The sequence below is a fragment of the Neorhizobium sp. IRS_2294 genome (assembly GCF_050500145.1).
Lineage (GTDB): Bacteria > Pseudomonadota > Alphaproteobacteria > Rhizobiales > Rhizobiaceae > Neorhizobium > Neorhizobium soli.
In genome coordinates, this window is the sequence record NZ_CP191439.1 from 563851 (window position 1) to 580769 (window position 16919).

A 16919-nucleotide genomic window follows, 5' to 3' on the forward strand; every position below is an offset into this window, starting at 1 on the left:
CCTTTGTTATTTCAGGAAAACACGCTGGCGCCGTGCTCGGCACGGCCGACATTGCGGCGGAAGGCGGTGAAGAGTTCGCGGCCCATGCCGAATTCGTTTTCGGAAAGGTCGGCCGTGGCAGGCAGGCGTGCGTCGAATTCGGCGGCATCTACCAGAACCTCCAGCGTGCCTGCCACCGCGTCGAGACGGATCATGTCGCCGTTCTGGATCTTGGCGATCGCCCCGCCATCGCAGGCTTCCGGCGTCATGTGGATGGCGGCCGGCACCTTGCCCGATGCGCCGGACATGCGCCCGTCGGTGAGAAGCGCCACCTTGAAGCCGCGGTCCTGCAGCACGCCGAGCGGCGGCGTCAGACGGTGCAACTCGGGCATGCCGTTCGCCTGCGGTCCCTGGAAGCGCACGACGGCGATGAAGTCACGGTTCAGGTCGCCGCGCTTGAACGCGTCCTGCAGTTCCTGCTGGTCGTGGAACACGATGGCCGGCGCCTCGATGATATGTCGCTCCGGCTTCACGGCCGAAATCTTGATGACGCCCTTGCCGATATTGCCGGTCAGCATCTTCAGGCCGCCGGTCGGCTGGAACGGCGTTTCGATCTGCGCCAGAACCTTCGGGTCGCCACTTGTCTGCGGCACCGTATGGCGCTCCACGAGGCCCTTCTCGTCGAGCTTGGCTTCCACCGTATAGGCCTCGAGCCCGTGGCCGAACACGGTGCGCACGTCGTCATGCACCATGCCTGTCTTCAAAAGCTCGCGGATGAGGAAACCCATGCCGCCGGCTGCGTGAAAATGGTTCACGTCGGCCAGTCCGTTCGGATAGACGCGGGCCAGCAGCGGAACGATGTCGGACAGTTCCGAAATATCTTCCCAGGTCAGGTGGATGCCGGCGGCACGCGCCATCGCCACGATATGCATCGTGTGGTTCGTGGAGCCGCCGGTCGCATGCAGGCCGACGACGCCGTTGACGATCGAGCGTTCGTCGATCATCTCGCCCGCCGGCGTGAACTCGTTGCCGAGTGCGGTGATGGCGAGCGCCCGCTTGACGGCCTCGCGCGTCAGTGCTTCGCGAAGCGGCGTGCCCGGATTGACGAAGGAGGCGCCGGGCATATGGAAGCCCATGATCTCCATCAGCATCTGGTTCGAGTTGGCCGTGCCGTAGAACGTGCAGGTGCCCGGGCCGTGATAGGACTTGGATTCCGCTTCCAGCAGTTCGGCGCGGCCGACCTTGCCTTCCGCATAAAGCTGGCGAATGCGCGACTTCTCGTCGTTGGGCAGGCCCGTCGTCATCGGTCCAGCCGGAATGAACACTGCCGGCAGATGTCCGAAGGACAGGGCCGCGATCACCAGGCCCGGCACGATCTTGTCGCAGATGCCGAGATAGACGGCCGCATCGAACATGTTGTGCGACAGGCCGATACCGGCTGACATGGCAATTGCATCGCGGGAAAACAGCGAAAGCTCCATGCCGGGCTGCCCCTGCGTGACGCCGTCGCACATAGCCGGAACGCCACCGGCAACCTGGGCGATGCCGCCGGCTGCGCGTGCCGCCTCGCGGATGATCGCGGGGAAGGTCTCGTAGGGCTGGTGGGCCGAAAGCATGTCGTTATAGGAGGTGATGATGCCGAGGTTCGGAACGACGTCTCCTGCGAGCGCGTCCTTCTCGGCGGGGGAACAGACCGCGAAGCCGTGTGCAAGGTTACCGCAGGACAGGGTGGTGCGATGTGGCCCGCGCGATGCGGCGCGGCGCACCCGGTCGATATAGGCCTCACGATGCGGTTTCGATCGTTCAACGATACGGGCGGTGATCGCCTCGATGCCGGAATGGGCGCCCATGGTTCATCCTCCTTGGGTCGATCCCGGTCTAGGAGAGTGCCGGGATCGCTGGTGTTACTGCTTCGGCCCCTCAAGAAGCGGCCGCCAGGTGAGGCGCGTGTTACGGCGCCCAGTAAATGTCGAGTGGCGATGCGGCACGGTTCAGAACCGCACGGACTGGCATTTCGGTCTCGTCGGATCCGGCGATCGCCTTTTCCAGCACGTCCTTCTTGCCCTGTCCCTCTATATGCAGCGCCAGAAAGCGGGCATCCGAAAGGCTGGAGAAGGAGAAGGTCAACCGCTCTTCGCCGGCCCCTTCCGCTTTCATCGTCATGACGCGGCAAAGACCGGTAAGGTCGAGCGCCTGCTCCAGATTGTTGCCATGCGGGAAGAACGAGGCGGTGTGCCCGTCTCCACCCATGCCAAGGATCACGACGTCGAACGGCTTGTCGAGCGCAGCCGTTGCCTTTGTCGCAATCACGGCCGCATCCTCGATCGAGGGCGCTTCGTAATAGAGCGGCACGAAGGTTGCCGCCGCCGCATTGTTCGCCAAAAGATGCTTGGCAACCAGGAGATGGTTGGAGCGCTCGTTGTCGGCGGGCACGAAGCGCTCGTCGACCAGCGTCACCTTCACCTTGTCCCAGGCAAGCTCGCGCTTCGAAAGCTCCTCGAAGAATTTCTTCGGCGTGGAGCCGCCCGAAACCGCGATGCAGGCGGAATCGCGTGCGTAGATCGCTGCGGCGAGGCGGCTTGCCACCTCGTCGGCAAGCGCGGCTGCCAGAGCCGCGCCGTCAGAATATTCGTGTTTCGTATAGGTCATGGCTACCTCAGGTCTCGTGCCACGTGCGACCGTCGCGCTCGATCAGGGCAATCGCCTGGCTCGGTCCCCAGGTTCCGGCCGTATAGCCCTGAACCTGCTGGCCGGCGGCTTCCCAACCCTTGAGGATCGGGTCGACCCAGCGCCATGCGGCTTCCACTTCGTCGCGACGCATGAACAGCGTCTGGTTGGAACGGATCGTGTCCATCAGAAGACGCTCGTAGGCATCCGGGTTGCGCACGTTGAAGGCAGCAGCAAAGCTCATGTCCAGCGACACTTCGCGCAGGCGCATGCCGCCCGGACCCGGGTCCTTGATCATCAGGGACTGCTTGACGCCTTCGTCCGGCTGCAGGCGGATGATCAGCTGGTTGGCTGCAATCCGGCCAGCGCTCGCATCGAAGATATTGTGCGGGATCGGCTTGAAGGTGATGACGATTTCCGACATGCGGCTCGCAAGGCGCTTGCCGGTGCGGATGTAGAAGGGAACGCCGGCCCAGCGCCAGTTGCCGATTTCGGCCTTGATGGCAACGAAGGTCTCGGTGTTGGAAACTCCGCCTTCCAGCTCTTCCAGATAGCCTTTGACGGCGCCGCCTGCCGAAGCGCCGGCGCGGTACTGGCCCCGCACCGTCATCTGCTGAACGTTGGATTCGTTGATCGGCTTCAGCGCACGCAGCACTTTCAGCTTTTCGTCGCGAACGGCTTCCTGGTCCATCGACGATGGGACTTCCATCGCCACAAGGCACACGAGCTGCATGATGTGGTTCTGCACCATGTCGCGCAGTGCACCCGCCGTATCGTAGTAACCCGCGCGACCTTCGAGGCCCACCGCTTCGGCAACGGTGATTTGCACGTGGTCGATATGGTTGGCGTTCCACAGCGGCTCATAGAGCGCGTTGGCAAACCGCAGCGCCATCAGGTTCTGCACGGTTTCCTTGCCGAGGTAGTGGTCGATGCGGAAGATCTGTTCTTCCGGGAAGACCTTGCCGATCTGGTCGTTGAGCGCCAGCGCTGACGCAAGGTCGCGGCCGATCGGCTTTTCGACGACGATACGGGTCTGCTTGGTGATCATCTTGTGATCGCGGATTTTTTCGGAAATGGCACCGAAAATTCCAGGCGCGACGGCGAGATAGAACACGCGGACGCGGTCCTTGCCCTCGTCGAGCAGCTTCTTCAGCTCGGCCCATCCGCCTTCCGATTTCGCATCGACGGACACGTAATAGAGACGCTTGCAGAACTTCTCGACTTCCGCCTCGTCGTATTCACCCTTCTTGAGATGCTCCTTGAGGGCGTCCTGGGCGAACTTGCGGTAGTCGTCGTGCGAAAGCGCGCTGCGCGATGCGCCGATGATTCGGGTTGGTTCGGTGAAATGGCCTTCGATCTGACGATGGTAGAGGGCCGGCAGAAGCTTGCGCTCCGCAAGGTCGCCGGTGCCGCCGAAAACGACGCAATCAAACGGCTCGACTGGGATGATCTGGCTGCTCATCGCTATTCTTTCATCTCGCATAGTTGGTGGAACACATATTCTAATCGATTTAAAAACGCTAGCCCGAAATCGCAACTGGGCGGTAGGGGAGGCGTCTCACATCCTGTCTCTGAGCGCAAACCAAGTCAGCGCGAGGAACAGAAGAGGGCTTCGCATGCGCCGCCCGCCGGGGAAGGACGGTATGTCGAGGTCCCGCAGACAATCGAGCTCGGTGCGATTTCCCAGGACCATATCGGCGTAGAGTTTGCCGCAATAATTCGACAGCATCACGCCATGACCGGAATAGCCACCGATCGATGTGACGCCCGGCATCACCTCGCGAACGAACGGATGCCGCGGCAGGGTAATCCCGACATTGCCGCCCCAGGCATGGGTGATCTGGACATCCTTCAGCGCCGGATAGGTATCGACGATCTGGCGGCGGATGGCCTCGGCCGTGTCCTTCGGATTGCTCGACGTGTAGACCTCGCGGCCACCGAACAACAGCCGGTTGTCCAGCGACTTGCGGAAGTAGCGCACCACGAAACGGCTGTCGCAGACGGCCTCGCCACCGGGAATGACCTGCGGAAACTCGTCGAGCGGTTCGGTTGCCGCGATAAAGGATCCGATCGGCATGATATGCGCGCCGGTCACCGGTTCGAGATTGCCGATATAGGCGTTGGTGGCAAGCAGCACCCGAGCGGCCGAAATCGTGCCGCGCGGCGTCTCGATGAGCGTCTTGCCGCCGGACTGCGTGATCCTGGTTGCCGGCGTTTCCTCGTGGATCGCAGCGCCTGCGTCATGCGCCACCCGTGCCAGTCCGATCAGGAGCTTCAGCGGATGGATATGGCCGGTTCCCATGTCGCGCACGCCGCAATGGTAGTCGGTCGTGCCGACCCGCTCGGCGGTTTCCTCCGCGCCCATGAACGTCACATGCGGATAGCCGTAGCGCTCGGCCGCGATTGCGGCATTGGCCTGGTAATATCGCTCGTATCCCCGCTTGTGGGCAACGTTCAGCTGTCCCGGCACGTATTCCATGTCGATGCCGTGGGCGGACGCGAAATCCATCAGATAGCGCTTGGCGCCCTCGGCCATGTCGAACAGCGCTTTCGAGCGCTCGAAACCCAGCTTTTCCTCGATCTCTTCCGGCCATGAGCGCTGGCCGGTGCCCAACTGTCCGCCATTGCGTCCCGATGCGCCATCGCCAAAATGCGCGGCCTCGATCAGCACCACCGACGTGCCGGCTTTCGCCAGCGTGTAGGCGGCCTGAAGCCCGGTATAGCCGCCGCCGATGATGGCAACGTCAACGCTCTTCGAGCCGTCGAGGGGAGGGTAGGTCGCCCGGTCGCCAACGCTTGCCTGATACCAAGAAATGCCCGAGGCGATGGGGCTCTGCCAATTGTCCAAGATACCTTTTCCCTCACACGTTGAGGAGCAGGAATTCCCGTTCCCAAGGGCTGATCACCTGCATGAACGTCTCGAATTCGCCGCGCTTCACGCCGGCATAAAGGCCGATGAATTCCTTGCTGAACACTTCCGCAAGCGCCGGCTCCTCCTCCAAGAGCGAGACAGCCTTCAGAAGGTCGCGCGGCAGGTCGATCTCGCCTTCGTTGGCGGAATCTTCCGTCGGCGGTGTCGGGTCGAGCCTGTTTTTGATGCCGAGCAGGCCGCAGCCGAGAGAGGCCGCAAGCGCCAGATACGGATTTGCATCGGAGCTCGGCAAGCGGTTCTCGACACGCCGCGAGTTCGCGTCCGAAACCGGTACGCGAAAGGCCGTGGTGCGGTTGTCGTAACCCCAGGCGGAGTTGACGGGCGCCGCCATATCCGGCGTCAGACGCCGGTAGGAATTCACATAAGGCGCCATCATCACCAGCGCCTTCGGAATGAAGGCCTGCATGCCGCCGATAAAGTGGAAGAATTCCTCCGATGCCGAACCGTCGGCGTTTGAAAAGACGTTCTTGCCGGTCTCGATCTCCACCACCGACTGGTGGATATGCATCGCGGATCCCGCCTGGCCCTGCATCGGCTTTGCCATGAAGGTTGCGTAGATGCCGTGTTTCAGCGCCGCCTCGCGAATGGTACGCTTGAACATGAAGACCTGGTCGGCCAGTTCCACCGGATCGCCGTGGCGAAGGTTGATTTCCAGCTGCGCCGGGCCTTCCTCGTGGATCAGCGTATCGATCTCGAGGCCCTGCTTTTCGGAGAAATGGTAGATGTCGTCGATCAGTTCGTCGAACTCGTTGATGCCGGCAATCGAATAGCTCTGTCCACCGAGGATCGACCGACCGGAGCGGCCCTTCGGCGGATGCAGGGGATAATCCGGGTCGTCGTTCTTGGCGACCAGATAGAACTCGATCTCCGGCGCCACGACGGGCTTCCACCCGCGGTCGTTATAGAGCTTGACGATATTCTTCAAAACGTTGCGCGGCGTATAGGACACCGCCTGACCATCGGTGTCGACGATGTCGCAGATCACCTGCGCCGTCGGGTCGCTCTCCCAGGGCACGACGGCAAGCGTCGAGAGATCAGGCATCAGCTTGAGATCGCTGTCGCGCGGCTCATAGCGGAAGTTTGCCGTCTCGTCGGGATACTCACCGGAGATGGTATGGCGATAGAGCGCGGAAGGCAGCGCCAGCGAGGTGTTGGAGGTAAACTTCGACGAGGGCATCATCTTGCCGCGCGGCACGCCGGCTAGATCGGGCGTGATGCATTCGATGTCTTCGATCCCGCGTGCCCGAAGCCAAGCGGCTGCCTCGCGCCAGTCTGCAACGCCGCGAAGCGAAGTCAGTGTCGGCTGGGCTGTCGCGGCTTTCGCCACGGTTCCGGTTGCCAGGACAGGGGATGATTTCTTGCGCGGCATAACACACCGGGGTCATGTTGATCGGAGCCCCATCATAGCCATGGAATGATGTTTGGGAACACTCTTTGGCTGAGAGCGCGCTGACTTCTTGGCGAGGAGCAGGCTGAATTCGCTATTGTGCCCCCGCCATCTTGACTTGGAGGCTCCAATCGAAAACAGCAAGTCGATGACGAGAGGATGACCATTGGCACAGAAATTCGATGTGATCGTGTTGGGCGCCGGTGCCGCCGGCATGATGTGCGCCATCCGCGCCGGCCAGCGTGGTCGCTCGGTGCTGGTGCTCGATCATGCCAAGGCGCCTGGCGAAAAGATCCGCATCTCGGGCGGCGGCCGCTGCAACTTTACCAATATCGGTGCGGCCCCCCAGCATTACCTCTCCGGCAACGCGCATTTCGTCAAATCGGCACTCGCCCGCTACACGGCCCGCGATTTCCTCGACTTGGTGGAACAGCATCGGATTCCCTGGCATGAAAAGACGCTCGGCCAACTGTTCTGCGACAACAGCGCCAAGGACATCATCGCGATGCTGCTGGCGGAAATGTCGGCCGCGAAAGTGTCCCTGAAGCTTCAGACGGCGATCGACGGCATCGAAAAATCGCCCGACGGATATCGGCTGGCCACCTCTGCCGGCCAGTTCGAAGCCGGGTCGCTGGTGGTGGCGACGGGCGGCAAGTCCATCCCGAAAATGGGCGCCACGGGCTTTGCCTACGAGATTGCGGCGCAGTTCGGGCTCAAGCTGGTCGAGACGCGCCCCGGCCTCGTGCCGCTGACCTTCGATCAGAACACACTCGAAAAACTGTCGCCGCTGTCTGGGATCGCGGTTCCTGCAGAAGTGCGCCATGGCCGGACGGGATTTCGCGAGGCCATGCTGTTTACCCATCGCGGCCTCAGTGGCCCGTCGATCCTGCAGATTTCCTCCTATTGGCGGGAGGGTGACGACATCACGCTGTCGATCGAACCGGATGCCTCAATCAGCGATGCACTGAAGGCGGCCCGCAAGACGAACGGCAGACAGGCGGCGCAGACGGCGCTTTGCGAAATACTGCCCAAGCGTCTTGCCCAATACTTCGTCGAAAACCGGGGCGTCACCGGCAATCTCGCCGATCTCTCCGACAAGATGCTGACAGGGCTTGCAGCATCGATCCAGGACTGGAAGATCCGCCCCGCCGGTTCGGAAGGATATCGCACGGCCGAGGTCACGCTGGGTGGTATCGATACTTCCGCACTGGATTCCAAAACGATGCAGGCCAAGGCCGTGCCAGGCTTGTATTTCATCGGCGAGTGCGTCGACGTTACAGGCTGGCTTGGCGGCTATAACTTCCAGTGGGCCTGGTCTTCCGGCTATGCTTGCGGAGACAGCCTCTAGGTAGAAATGCCAGTTGTGCTCGATTCAGGTGTTGTTAATATGCCTGGAGGATGCTGCCTTAATGCCAGCCCATTTGTTTGGTCTATAGGCTGCGTACCCGCCGGCTTCCGGCGGCCATCACCAAGATCGTGGAGTCGGATACCTATGCAGAAGACCCGCAGCGCCCGTGCAATTGCTATTGCCAAGACCCAGGATAACGCAAAGTTGATCCGCGTAAGATTTCTGGCGATGGCGATTGGAGCAACTGTTGCTCTTCTTTCGGTTCCTTTCTACTTCTGACGTAGTCTCCCCGCAGCCTTGCTGCGGCAAGGAATGTGTGGACGAGTAACGGCGTCGGTGTAGCTCTGGATCTACGTCGGTCGCTTGAGTTACGTCAATTTCCTATTTATCTAATCTTCAGATATCTCCGTCAAAAACAACAGTGTCTCTCACATTTTGGAAAGAGCCCTGTTTTGACCAAGAAGCTTCTCCCCTCATCCGTTGTATCCCGGATTGTTCTCCTCTGCCTTTTTCTCGTTTCCGTGGCAGCGGCTACTCTTTCCGGGCTTGCCTATGTCAATCTTCGGAACGACGTCATGTCGAGTGCACGTGCCGATGCCTATAAGGCGATGCGCACGCTGGGGCTTCTTTATGAGCTGGAACTGCCCGGTGCGAAGACCGAGATCCGCGACGAAGTCGTCAACAAGGTTCTCCAGGGCGAAGGCGCTCTGAAAGGCCATGACGTGGTCGACCGTGCCGCTGCTGCCATCGGCGGCGTTGCAACGATTTTTGAAAAGCAGGGCGCAGACTACGTCCGCATCTCCACCAACGTGAAGACGGAAAAGGGTGAGCGCGCCATCGGCACGAAGCTTGCTCCCGAACATCCGGCGCAGCCGAAGCTCGGCAAGAGCGAATCCTATTTCGGAAACGCGGTTCTGTTCGGCAAGGACTACATGACCGGGTATTACCCGATCACCACTGCCGCAGGTGCAGTCACCGGCGTCCTCTTCATCGGTGTTCCGATGGAAGTCTATTTCGCCCATATCGCGTCGTCTGCTTATATCCTCATCGGCACGTCGGCGATCGCGCTTCTGGTGCTCGGCTTCTTCAGCTTTTTCGCCATCCGGGCTCTCGTGCGCCCGCTCGGCGTGCTGACCGGCAGCGTCCGCGCCATTGCGCAGGGCGATAACAAGAGTGCGATCCCCTATCTCCAGCTGCCGAACGAATTCGGCAACATTGCCAGAGCCCTTGAGGTTTTCCGCGATAAGGACCGCGAAAAGCAGCTGATCGAAAGCCGCAGCGCCGCAGAGCGTGCCGAGGCGGAAGCGGATCGCCATCGCAACGATACCGAAAAGCAGCATGTCGACGCCCAGATCGAGCACGCCGTCACGCAGCTTGGATCGGCCTTGTCGCGTCTGTCCCAGGGCGATCTGTCCGCATCGATCGACACGCCGTTCTCCGGTCGTCTTGAAGGCCTGCGGACCGATTTCAACAATTCGATCCTGCGGCTGCGTGAAACGATGACGCATATCCGCACCAGCACGCTCTTGATCCAGAAGAGCAGCTCCGATCTCAGCCACTCGTCGACGGACCTGTCACGCCGCACCGAAAGCCAGGCCGCTTCGCTCGAAGAGACGGCAGCCGCCGTGGACGAGATCACCGTCACCGTGCGCTCGTCTGCCGAACGCGCTCGTGAAGCCAATGACGCCGTGACGCAGACCAAGAAGAGCGCCGACAGTTCCGGCACCGTGGTCCGCAATGCCGTCGAAGCGATGGGCAAGATCGAGGAAGCGTCCAAGAAGATCGAGCTGATCATCGATGTCATCGACGACATCGCCTTCCAGACCAACCTCCTCGCCTTGAACGCCGGCATCGAAGCCGCGCGGGCAGGGGATGCCGGCAAGGGCTTTGCGGTCGTCGCCCAGGAAGTGCGTGAACTGGCCCAGCGCTCCGCCGATGCGGCCAAGGAAATCAAGGGCCTGATCGACCAGTCCAGCCACGAGGTCCATTCCGGATCGACGCTGGTGCAGGAAGCCGGCGAAGTGCTGGCCACGATCAGCAGCGACATCACCATCATCAGCAAGCATGTCGATACGATCGCCACTGCCAGCCGCGACCAGGCCGCAGCGCTTCAGGACATCAACAGCTCCGTCAACAAGATGGATCAGATGACCCAGCAGAACGGTGCCATGGTGGGCGAAACCAGCGAGGCGAGCCGTCGACTTGCTGAAGAGGCGGATATGCTGCTCGGCCTCGTCCAGCAGTTCAAGATCGACAGCCAGAGATCAATGGCCCGTCAGGATAGCCGGGCAGCCTGAGCGCGGGAAGATGAAATGACAAGGGGCGGCTTTCGGGCCGCCCTTTTTTGTGAACGATGAGCCGGTTGCGATTTCGGCTTGGCACAAGGGCATGGATTCAGGCGGCGTCGATTTCCGGTAACCGCTGCTGCATTGCACATTCCCCCTTGTGGCCTGGGGAATTCCTTTCTACTCTCCTCAAAATTATAGGGAAATTCGCGCGAACCGTCCTGCCGCGCAGGGTCGGTGGCTGCAGGTGCTGCAACAGGAGAGAATTGATGAAAGCCCATTTGCTCAGCATAGCCGCCGCTTTGGCTGCGACCGCTTTCGGCGTGTCTGGTGTTTCCGCCCAGGAACGCACTGTGCATGTCTACAACTGGTCCGACTACATCGATGAATCGATCCTGCAGGACTTCACCAAGGAAACCGGCATCAAGGTTGTCTACGACGTCTTTGACAGCAACGATATCCTGGAAACCAAGCTGCTTGCCGGCGGCTCCGGTTACGACGTCGTGGTGCCGACCGCCCCGTTCCTCGCCCGCCAGATCCAGGCCGGCGTCTTCCAGAAGCTCGACAAGTCCAAGATCCCCAACCTTTCCAACCTGTGGCCGGAAATCTCGGCGCGTCTTGCCAAATACGATCCCGGCAACGAATACGCCGTCAACTACATGTGGGGCACGACCGGCATCGGCTACAATGTCGATAAGGTCAAGAAGGCACTCGGCGATACGCCCCTCGACAGCTGGGACGTGCTGTTCAAGCCTGAAAATGCTGCAAAGCTCAAGTCCTGCGGCGTCAACATCCTCGACGCATCCGACGAAACCTTTGCGATCGGCATGAACTATGTCGGCAAGGATCCCGACAGCAAGGAAACGAAGGATCTCGAAGCGGGCGGAAAGGTCTATTCCGACATCCGCTCCTCGGCAAAGACGTTCAACTCCTCGTCCTATATCGATGATCTCGCCAACGGCGACATCTGCATCACCATCGGCTGGTCGGGCGACATTCTGCAGGCAAAGACCCGCGCCGAGGAAGCTAAGAACGGCGTCAACATCGAGTTCTCGATCCCCAAGGAAGGAACCTATATGTGGTTCGACAACCTTGCGATCCCGGCCGATGCCAAGAACGTGGCCGAAGCGCATGAATTCATCAATTACTTGATGAAGCCGGAAGTGATCGCCAAGGCATCGAACTATGTTCAGTATGCCAACGGCAACCTGGCCTCGCAGAAGTTCATCGACAAGGAAGTCCTGGAAAACCCGGCGGTCTACCCGACCGAAGAGGTCACCAAGAAGCTCTTCACGATCTCGCCTTACGGACCCAAGGAACAGCGCGTGCTGAACCGGCTCTGGACCCAGATCAAGACCGGCAAGTAACCATCGGCTTCGGGGCAGGCAAACCTGCCCCGATCTGTTTCTGGCAATATTTCTTGAGGGCAGGCGGGGCAGGCGATGGCAAAAACACTCGGACCGGTAAAACGAAAATTCTCTCCGTGGACCGATCCGGCGTCGGTGCCCTTCATCCGCTTTGAAAACATCACCAAGCGCTTCGGCAATTTTACCGCCGTCGACAATCTGACGCTCGATATCTACGAGAGGGAATTCTTCTCGCTGCTCGGGCCGTCCGGCTGCGGAAAGACGACGCTGATGCGGATGCTGGCAGGCTTCGAGGAGCCGACGGAAGGCCGCATCCTTTTGCAGGGCAAGGACATTTCCGGTGTTCCGCCCTACAAGCGCCCGACCAACATGATGTTTCAGTCCTACGCGCTCTTCCCCCATATGTCGGTCGAAAAGAACATCGCCTTCGGCCTGAAGCAGGACAATTTGGCCAAGGGCGAGATCGATACCCGCGTCGAGGAAATGCTGAAGCTGGTCAAGCTGGAGCAGTTCGCCAAGCGCAAGCCGGCACAGCTTTCCGGCGGCCAGCGCCAGCGCGTGGCGCTGGCAAGGTCGCTCGCAAAGCGCCCGAAGGTCCTGCTGCTCGACGAACCGCTCGGCGCGCTGGACAAGAAGCTGCGCGAGGAAACCCAGTTCGAACTGATGGATATCCAGCAGACGCTGGGCCTCACCTTCCTCATCGTTACCCACGACCAGGAAGAGGCGATGACCGTGTCGGACCGTATCGCGGTCATGGACAAGGGCATCATCATGCAGGTGGCAACGCCGGCCGAAATCTACGAGGCTCCGAACAGCCGCTACGTGGCGGACTTCATCGGCGATATCAACATCCTCGAAGGCACGGTGACGCAAACCGATAGCGCGCTCGGCGCCCCCGGTCTGGTGCGGATCGACAGCGACGGTCTTAGCGTTGCCGCAGAACAGGAATGCCAGGCCGTCAAGGGAGATCACGTCGCCTACGCGGTCCGCCCGGAAAAGGTGCGCATTTCTCAGGAACAGCCCGCTGATATGTCCCTCAATGCGGCCTATGGCGAAGTCTGGGACATCGGCTATCTCGGCGACTTCTCGGTGTTTCTCGTGAAGATGGAGGATGGCCGTATCGTCCGCGCCGCACAGGCCAACGTCTCGCGCCTGGTCGATCGGCCGATCACCTTCGGCGACATGGTGTGGCTGACCTGGTCACGCGATGCCGGCCTTGTGCTGACACGATAGGGAGCGCGATCATGGCCGATACGACAGCCGACAATCCGCATGCCAACCCGGCCCGCTGGCTGGTCGTCGCAGTGCCCTATCTCTGGCTGCTGCTGTTCTTCGTCGCGCCCTTCCTGATCATCTTCAAGATCTCGCTGTCGGACACGGCCATTGCCATGCCGCCTTATACGCCGGTCTTCGGCGGCTGGAGCGCCCTCAGCGATTTCGTCTCCGAGCTGGACATCGAGAACTACCTGTTCCTGACCGAGGACCCGCTTTACTTCCAGGCCTATATGTCGTCCCTGCGGATCGCGGCGATCTCGACGATCCTGCTTCTGCTGATCGGCTATCCGATGGCGCTTGCCATGGCGCGGGCACCCAATGCCGTCCGGCCGATCCTGCTGATGCTGGTCATCCTGCCGTTCTGGACCTCGTTCCTCATCCGCGTCTATGCCTGGATCGGCATCCTGAAGCCGGACGGTTTGCTGACGCTCGCCTTGCAGACGATCGGGTTGATGGGACCGGACGAACAGGTGGAGATCTTCCGAACCGACACGGCCGTCTTTATCGGCATCGTCTATTCTTATCTGCCCTTCATGGTCCTGCCGCTCTATGCGGCGCTCGAAAAGATGGACAATACCCTGCTCGAAGCGGCCAACGATCTGGGCTGCCCACCGTGGAAGGCGTTCTGGAAAATCACCTTCCCGCTGTCGCTGCCGGGTGTGATCGCAGGTTCGATGATCTGCTTCATCCCGATCACAGGCGAATTCGTCATCCCGGATCTGCTGGGCGGCGCCGATACGCTGATGATCGGCAAGACGCTGTGGACGGAGTTCTTCAGCAACCGCGACTGGCCGCTTGCCTCGGCCGTAGCAGTGGTCTTGCTCCTGATGCTGGTCGTGCCGATCGCCATCTTCCAGAACCAGCAGAAGAAGGTGGCGTGAGATGACAAAGAACCGCCTTGATGCCACCGTCCTGACGCTTGGCTTCGCCTTCCTCTACATCCCCATCATCATTCTGGTCGTCTACTCGTTCAACGCCTCGCGGCTCGTCACGGTCTGGGGCGGCTTCTCGCTCAACTGGTACGTCTCGATGTGGTCGAACCAGGGTCTTATGGATGCCGCCTGGGTCACGGCCCGCGTCGGTCTGTTGAGCGCCACGTTCGGTACCATCCTCGGCACGCTGGCCGCGCTGACGCTGGTCCGCTACCAGAAGTTTCCGGGAAAGATGCTGTTTTCCGGCATGATCTATGCGCCGCTGGTCATGCCAGAGGTCATCACCGGCCTGTCGCTGCTGCTTCTGTTCGTGGCGATCGGTGTCGATCGCGGGTTCTGGACTGTCATCATCGCCCACACGACCTTCACCATGTGCTACGTGGCGATCGTCGTTCAGTCGCGGCTACTGACCTTCGATCGCAGTCTGGAAGAGGCAGCGCTCGATCTCGGCTGCCCGCCGGTCAAGACGTTCTTCCAGATTACCCTGCCGCTGATCCTGCCCGCCGTCATCTCCGGCTGGATGCTCGCCTTCACCCTGTCGCTGGACGACCTTGTGATCGCAAGCTTCAACACTGGGCCAGGTGCCACCACGCTGCCAATCAAGATCTATTCGCAGGTGAGGCTCGGTGTGACGCCGGAGATCAACGCAATCTGCACGATCCTGATCGCGCTGGTGACACTCGGCGTCATCGCCACCTCGATCGGCACCAAGCGCGCCGAGGTCCGGCGCATCCGCGACGAGCATATGGCGCTGCGGACAGGCAGCTGAACTTTCGGGGCGTACGTCATTCGGTGATCTTCGGCGCGGGCTTCACGACCGGCCAGATCACCGGGTTCTGCCAGGATCCCCCAATGAAAAAGTGGGTGGCATCCGGGCGACCAGCGGCAGCGTCCCCGCTGGTTGTTCCGCTCGAATCTGTGAGCACACCGGCAGAAAGCGCGAGGCTGTTATTGGCATAGGGCACGATGCCGTTGAGCGTAATACGCTCGTTGGTTCCAACGATCAGCCCGTTGCGGATATCGGCTAAACCATCAGCGACGGTGACGTTAATATCGACGCTCTGGAATTCGTAAGGTCCTGTCCCTGCTTCGCTCAGCGTGAAATAGGGTTTTTGGGTCGCCAGCCGTCTTATGCCTGCCATGTCCACACCGGGCAGAGTTCCGCTGCCGGCACGAAAGCGCAGCGATCCTTTGGCGTTGCGCAGCGTTTCCGCCGTCACCGGTCGCGCCACGTCCAGCGCCAGTTCGAGCGAGCCCGAGGCGCCGGGTAGCGGGGCCGTCAGGCCAAGCCGGCTGATCACGCTGGCGAAGTCGGCGTCCTGCACGGAGAGCCTTATGGCAACGCCGCCGGTCTCGCCGTCCTTGATCGTCGCGATGCGGCCGGTCAGTCGTCCGTTTTCGAAATCGCTGTCGAGAATATCGATCCGTGACTGGTCACCGATATTCATGATGCCGACGGCAACTTCGCTGAGCTGGAAGGTGCCGATTTCGACGCTTTGTGCGGAAAGCCTCAAATCCAGCTCGAGCCGGTCGCGCAGTCTTGCGGCGGGATCGCTTTTGTCGAGAAGTCGCGGCGCGATCTCGGCCAGCATCGGCAACACGTCGCGGGTGTTGAGGGCGAGCGTCCCCGTCAGCCGCGGGGGCGCATCCGCCGGCATGGTCAGGTCCAGAATGCCGCTTGCCGTGAAGTCGTCGATACCGAGCGACAGGCTTTCGAACCGCATCGCTGTATCGTTAGTGATCAGCCGCGCCTTCACGGAGAGCTGCTTCAGCTTTTCCGTGCCTGGCAGGTCGAACCCCATCCACTGCATGGCTTTGGCGCCATCCGCCGTTGCAAATTCGGCATCTCCGGATAAAAAGCCGTGGCTCGCGAGGTTGACGACGCCGCTGAATTTCGCGTTGAACAGGTCCGACTGGATTGAGCCCGAAGTGCTACTGCTGCGGCCCGAAAACAGAAGCAGAGGCTGGCGCGAGGTGATATCGGCCGTGACCCTGCGGCCGGCAATCGTTGCCTGGCCCTTGAAGCTCGCGCTGCGTGAAAGATAGGACCAGTCGATCTCGCTGTCGATCCGGTCGACCCGGACGATGCGGCCATCCTCTTCGTTGGTGATCTGAAGCGTGCCGTTCTCGATCAGGACATCGCCGATCGGCGCATCATTCGAATTGTCCAGCAACTGACCGGTGCCATCGCTTTTGACAGCGCGAACGGCGCGGCTGAGCAATCCGTCATTGGTCCAGTCCAGTCGCCCATCCGGTTTGCGCAGCACGAAAAGCTGCGGGTCCTTGAGGTGGAAATCCTTGAATTCCGGCTGTCCCACCAGCGCGCCCAGAAGATCGAACGACGCCGACAGTTCACGGACGCTGCCAAGCATGCCTTTCTTGCCATGATCGATGTTGCGAACCATTACATCGGAGAATGTGATGCGCGGCTCCGGCCAGAAGGCAAGCGACGGCTGTCCGCCGATCGACACGTCGTGGCCGATCCATTCCTCGACGGCGCGCTCCATCCGTTCCCGTACCAGCACGGTCGAAACAAGGAAGGGTGCCGCGAGCTGGAAGGCGACGAAGAGGCTCAGCAGCGAGACCAGAACGATCAAGGCGATGCGCGTCCGCGTCCCTAAGGGGCGTCCGAAGGTCCTGCGCAGCTTTCCGTCTGTCTCGTTGGGCATGGCTCACGCGAATATAGGAAATGCCGGCGTCGCGCAAATGCAGCAAGCGCGCGCTCCAGTGCTTTATCCCCTTCGATC

The 16919-nt window shown here is 60.9% G+C and carries 13 protein-coding genes; 7 read left to right on the forward strand and 6 right to left on the reverse strand.

Features of this window, described 5'->3' with window-relative positions; genetic code table 11:
* Positions 1-11: 11 nt before the first annotated feature.
* From edd to ACQY1K_RS02760, 5 genes are all read right to left on the reverse strand, one after another.
* Positions 12-1829: a phosphogluconate dehydratase gene (gene edd / locus ACQY1K_RS02740; protein WP_430258238.1), complete on the reverse strand. Its 1818-nt coding sequence runs from the start codon at positions 1827-1829 to the stop codon at positions 12-14.
* 100 nt (positions 1830-1929) lie between these two features.
* The gene (gene pgl / locus ACQY1K_RS02745; protein ID WP_430258239.1) at positions 1930-2628 is read right to left on the reverse strand and encodes a 6-phosphogluconolactonase; all 699 of its coding nucleotides are present in this window, start codon (positions 2626-2628) and stop codon (positions 1930-1932) included.
* Between the two features lie 7 nt (positions 2629-2635).
* Positions 2636-4108, reverse strand: a complete 1473-nt coding sequence (gene zwf, locus ACQY1K_RS02750; protein ID WP_062453773.1) for a glucose-6-phosphate dehydrogenase — start codon at positions 4106-4108, stop codon at positions 2636-2638.
* Positions 4109-4204: 96 nt separating this feature from the next.
* Complete coding sequence (locus ACQY1K_RS02755; protein WP_113109512.1) at positions 4205-5494, reverse strand: NAD(P)/FAD-dependent oxidoreductase; 1290 nt, start codon at positions 5492-5494, stop codon at positions 4205-4207.
* 13 nt (positions 5495-5507) lie between these two features.
* Entirely contained in the window at positions 5508-6947 is a 1440-nt protein-coding gene (locus ACQY1K_RS02760) for a glutamine synthetase family protein (protein ID WP_184654052.1), read from the reverse strand.
* Between the two features lie 184 nt (positions 6948-7131).
* Between ACQY1K_RS02760 and ACQY1K_RS02765 the strand changes: the two genes are divergently transcribed.
* From ACQY1K_RS02765 to ACQY1K_RS02795, 7 genes are all read left to right on the forward strand, one after another.
* Positions 7132-8313: an NAD(P)/FAD-dependent oxidoreductase gene (locus ACQY1K_RS02765; protein ID WP_430258240.1), complete on the forward strand. Its 1182-nt coding sequence runs from the start codon at positions 7132-7134 to the stop codon at positions 8311-8313.
* A gap of 144 nt (positions 8314-8457) precedes the next feature.
* The gene (locus ACQY1K_RS02770; RefSeq protein ID WP_256413687.1) at positions 8458-8592 is read left to right on the forward strand and encodes a hypothetical protein; all 135 of its coding nucleotides are present in this window, start codon (positions 8458-8460) and stop codon (positions 8590-8592) included.
* Positions 8593-8888: 296 nt separating this feature from the next.
* Positions 8889-10610 carry a methyl-accepting chemotaxis protein gene (locus ACQY1K_RS02775; protein ID WP_249406466.1) on the forward strand — a complete coding sequence of 574 codons (1722 nt, stop codon included), beginning with the start codon at positions 8889-8891 and terminating at the stop codon, positions 10608-10610.
* Between the two features lie 257 nt (positions 10611-10867).
* Complete coding sequence (locus ACQY1K_RS02780; protein WP_430258241.1) at positions 10868-11965, forward strand: polyamine ABC transporter substrate-binding protein; 1098 nt, start codon at positions 10868-10870, stop codon at positions 11963-11965.
* Between the two features lie 75 nt (positions 11966-12040).
* Positions 12041-13198 (forward strand): ABC transporter ATP-binding protein, encoded by a 1158-nt coding sequence (locus ACQY1K_RS02785; RefSeq protein WP_430258242.1) that lies wholly within the window; start codon positions 12041-12043, stop codon positions 13196-13198.
* 11 nt (positions 13199-13209) lie between these two features.
* Positions 13210-14121 carry an ABC transporter permease subunit gene (locus ACQY1K_RS02790; protein WP_430258243.1) on the forward strand — a complete coding sequence of 304 codons (912 nt, stop codon included), beginning with the start codon at positions 13210-13212 and terminating at the stop codon, positions 14119-14121.
* A gap of 1 nt (position 14122) precedes the next feature.
* Positions 14123-14941 carry an ABC transporter permease gene (locus ACQY1K_RS02795; RefSeq protein ID WP_062453767.1) on the forward strand — a complete coding sequence of 273 codons (819 nt, stop codon included), beginning with the start codon at positions 14123-14125 and terminating at the stop codon, positions 14939-14941.
* Positions 14942-14957: 16 nt separating this feature from the next.
* On the opposite strand, the gene ACQY1K_RS02800 is transcribed toward ACQY1K_RS02795, so the two are convergent.
* Positions 14958-16841, reverse strand: a complete 1884-nt coding sequence (locus ACQY1K_RS02800) for an AsmA family protein (protein ID WP_430258244.1) — start codon at positions 16839-16841, stop codon at positions 14958-14960.
* Positions 16842-16919 lie beyond the last annotated feature (78 nt).

Excerpts from the sequence above, each read along its gene's own strand:
- ACQY1K_RS02795 (WP_062453767.1), top strand. The coding sequence starts at position 14,123 with ATGACAAAGAACCGCCTTGATGCCACCGTCCTGACGCTTGGCTTCGCC.
- zwf (WP_062453773.1), bottom strand. The coding sequence starts at position 4,108 with ATGAGCAGCCAGATCATCCCAGTCGAGCCGTTTGATTGCGTCGTTTTC.
- pgl (WP_430258239.1), bottom strand. The coding sequence starts at position 2,628 with ATGACCTATACGAAACACGAATATTCTGACGGCGCGGCTCTGGCAGCC.
- ACQY1K_RS02775 (WP_249406466.1), top strand. The coding sequence starts at position 8,889 with ATGTCGAGTGCACGTGCCGATGCCTATAAGGCGATGCGCACGCTGGGG.
- edd (WP_430258238.1), bottom strand. The coding sequence starts at position 1,829 with ATGGGCGCCCATTCCGGCATCGAGGCGATCACCGCCCGTATCGTTGAA.
- ACQY1K_RS02780 (WP_430258241.1), top strand. The coding sequence starts at position 10,868 with ATGAAAGCCCATTTGCTCAGCATAGCCGCCGCTTTGGCTGCGACCGCT.
- ACQY1K_RS02790 (WP_430258243.1), top strand. The coding sequence starts at position 13,210 with ATGGCCGATACGACAGCCGACAATCCGCATGCCAACCCGGCCCGCTGG.
- ACQY1K_RS02785 (WP_430258242.1), top strand. The coding sequence starts at position 12,041 with ATGGCAAAAACACTCGGACCGGTAAAACGAAAATTCTCTCCGTGGACC.
- ACQY1K_RS02770 (WP_256413687.1), top strand. The coding sequence starts at position 8,458 with ATGCAGAAGACCCGCAGCGCCCGTGCAATTGCTATTGCCAAGACCCAG.
- ACQY1K_RS02800 (WP_430258244.1), bottom strand. The coding sequence starts at position 16,841 with ATGCCCAACGAGACAGACGGAAAGCTGCGCAGGACCTTCGGACGCCCC.
- ACQY1K_RS02760 (WP_184654052.1), bottom strand. The coding sequence starts at position 6,947 with ATGCCGCGCAAGAAATCATCCCCTGTCCTGGCAACCGGAACCGTGGCG.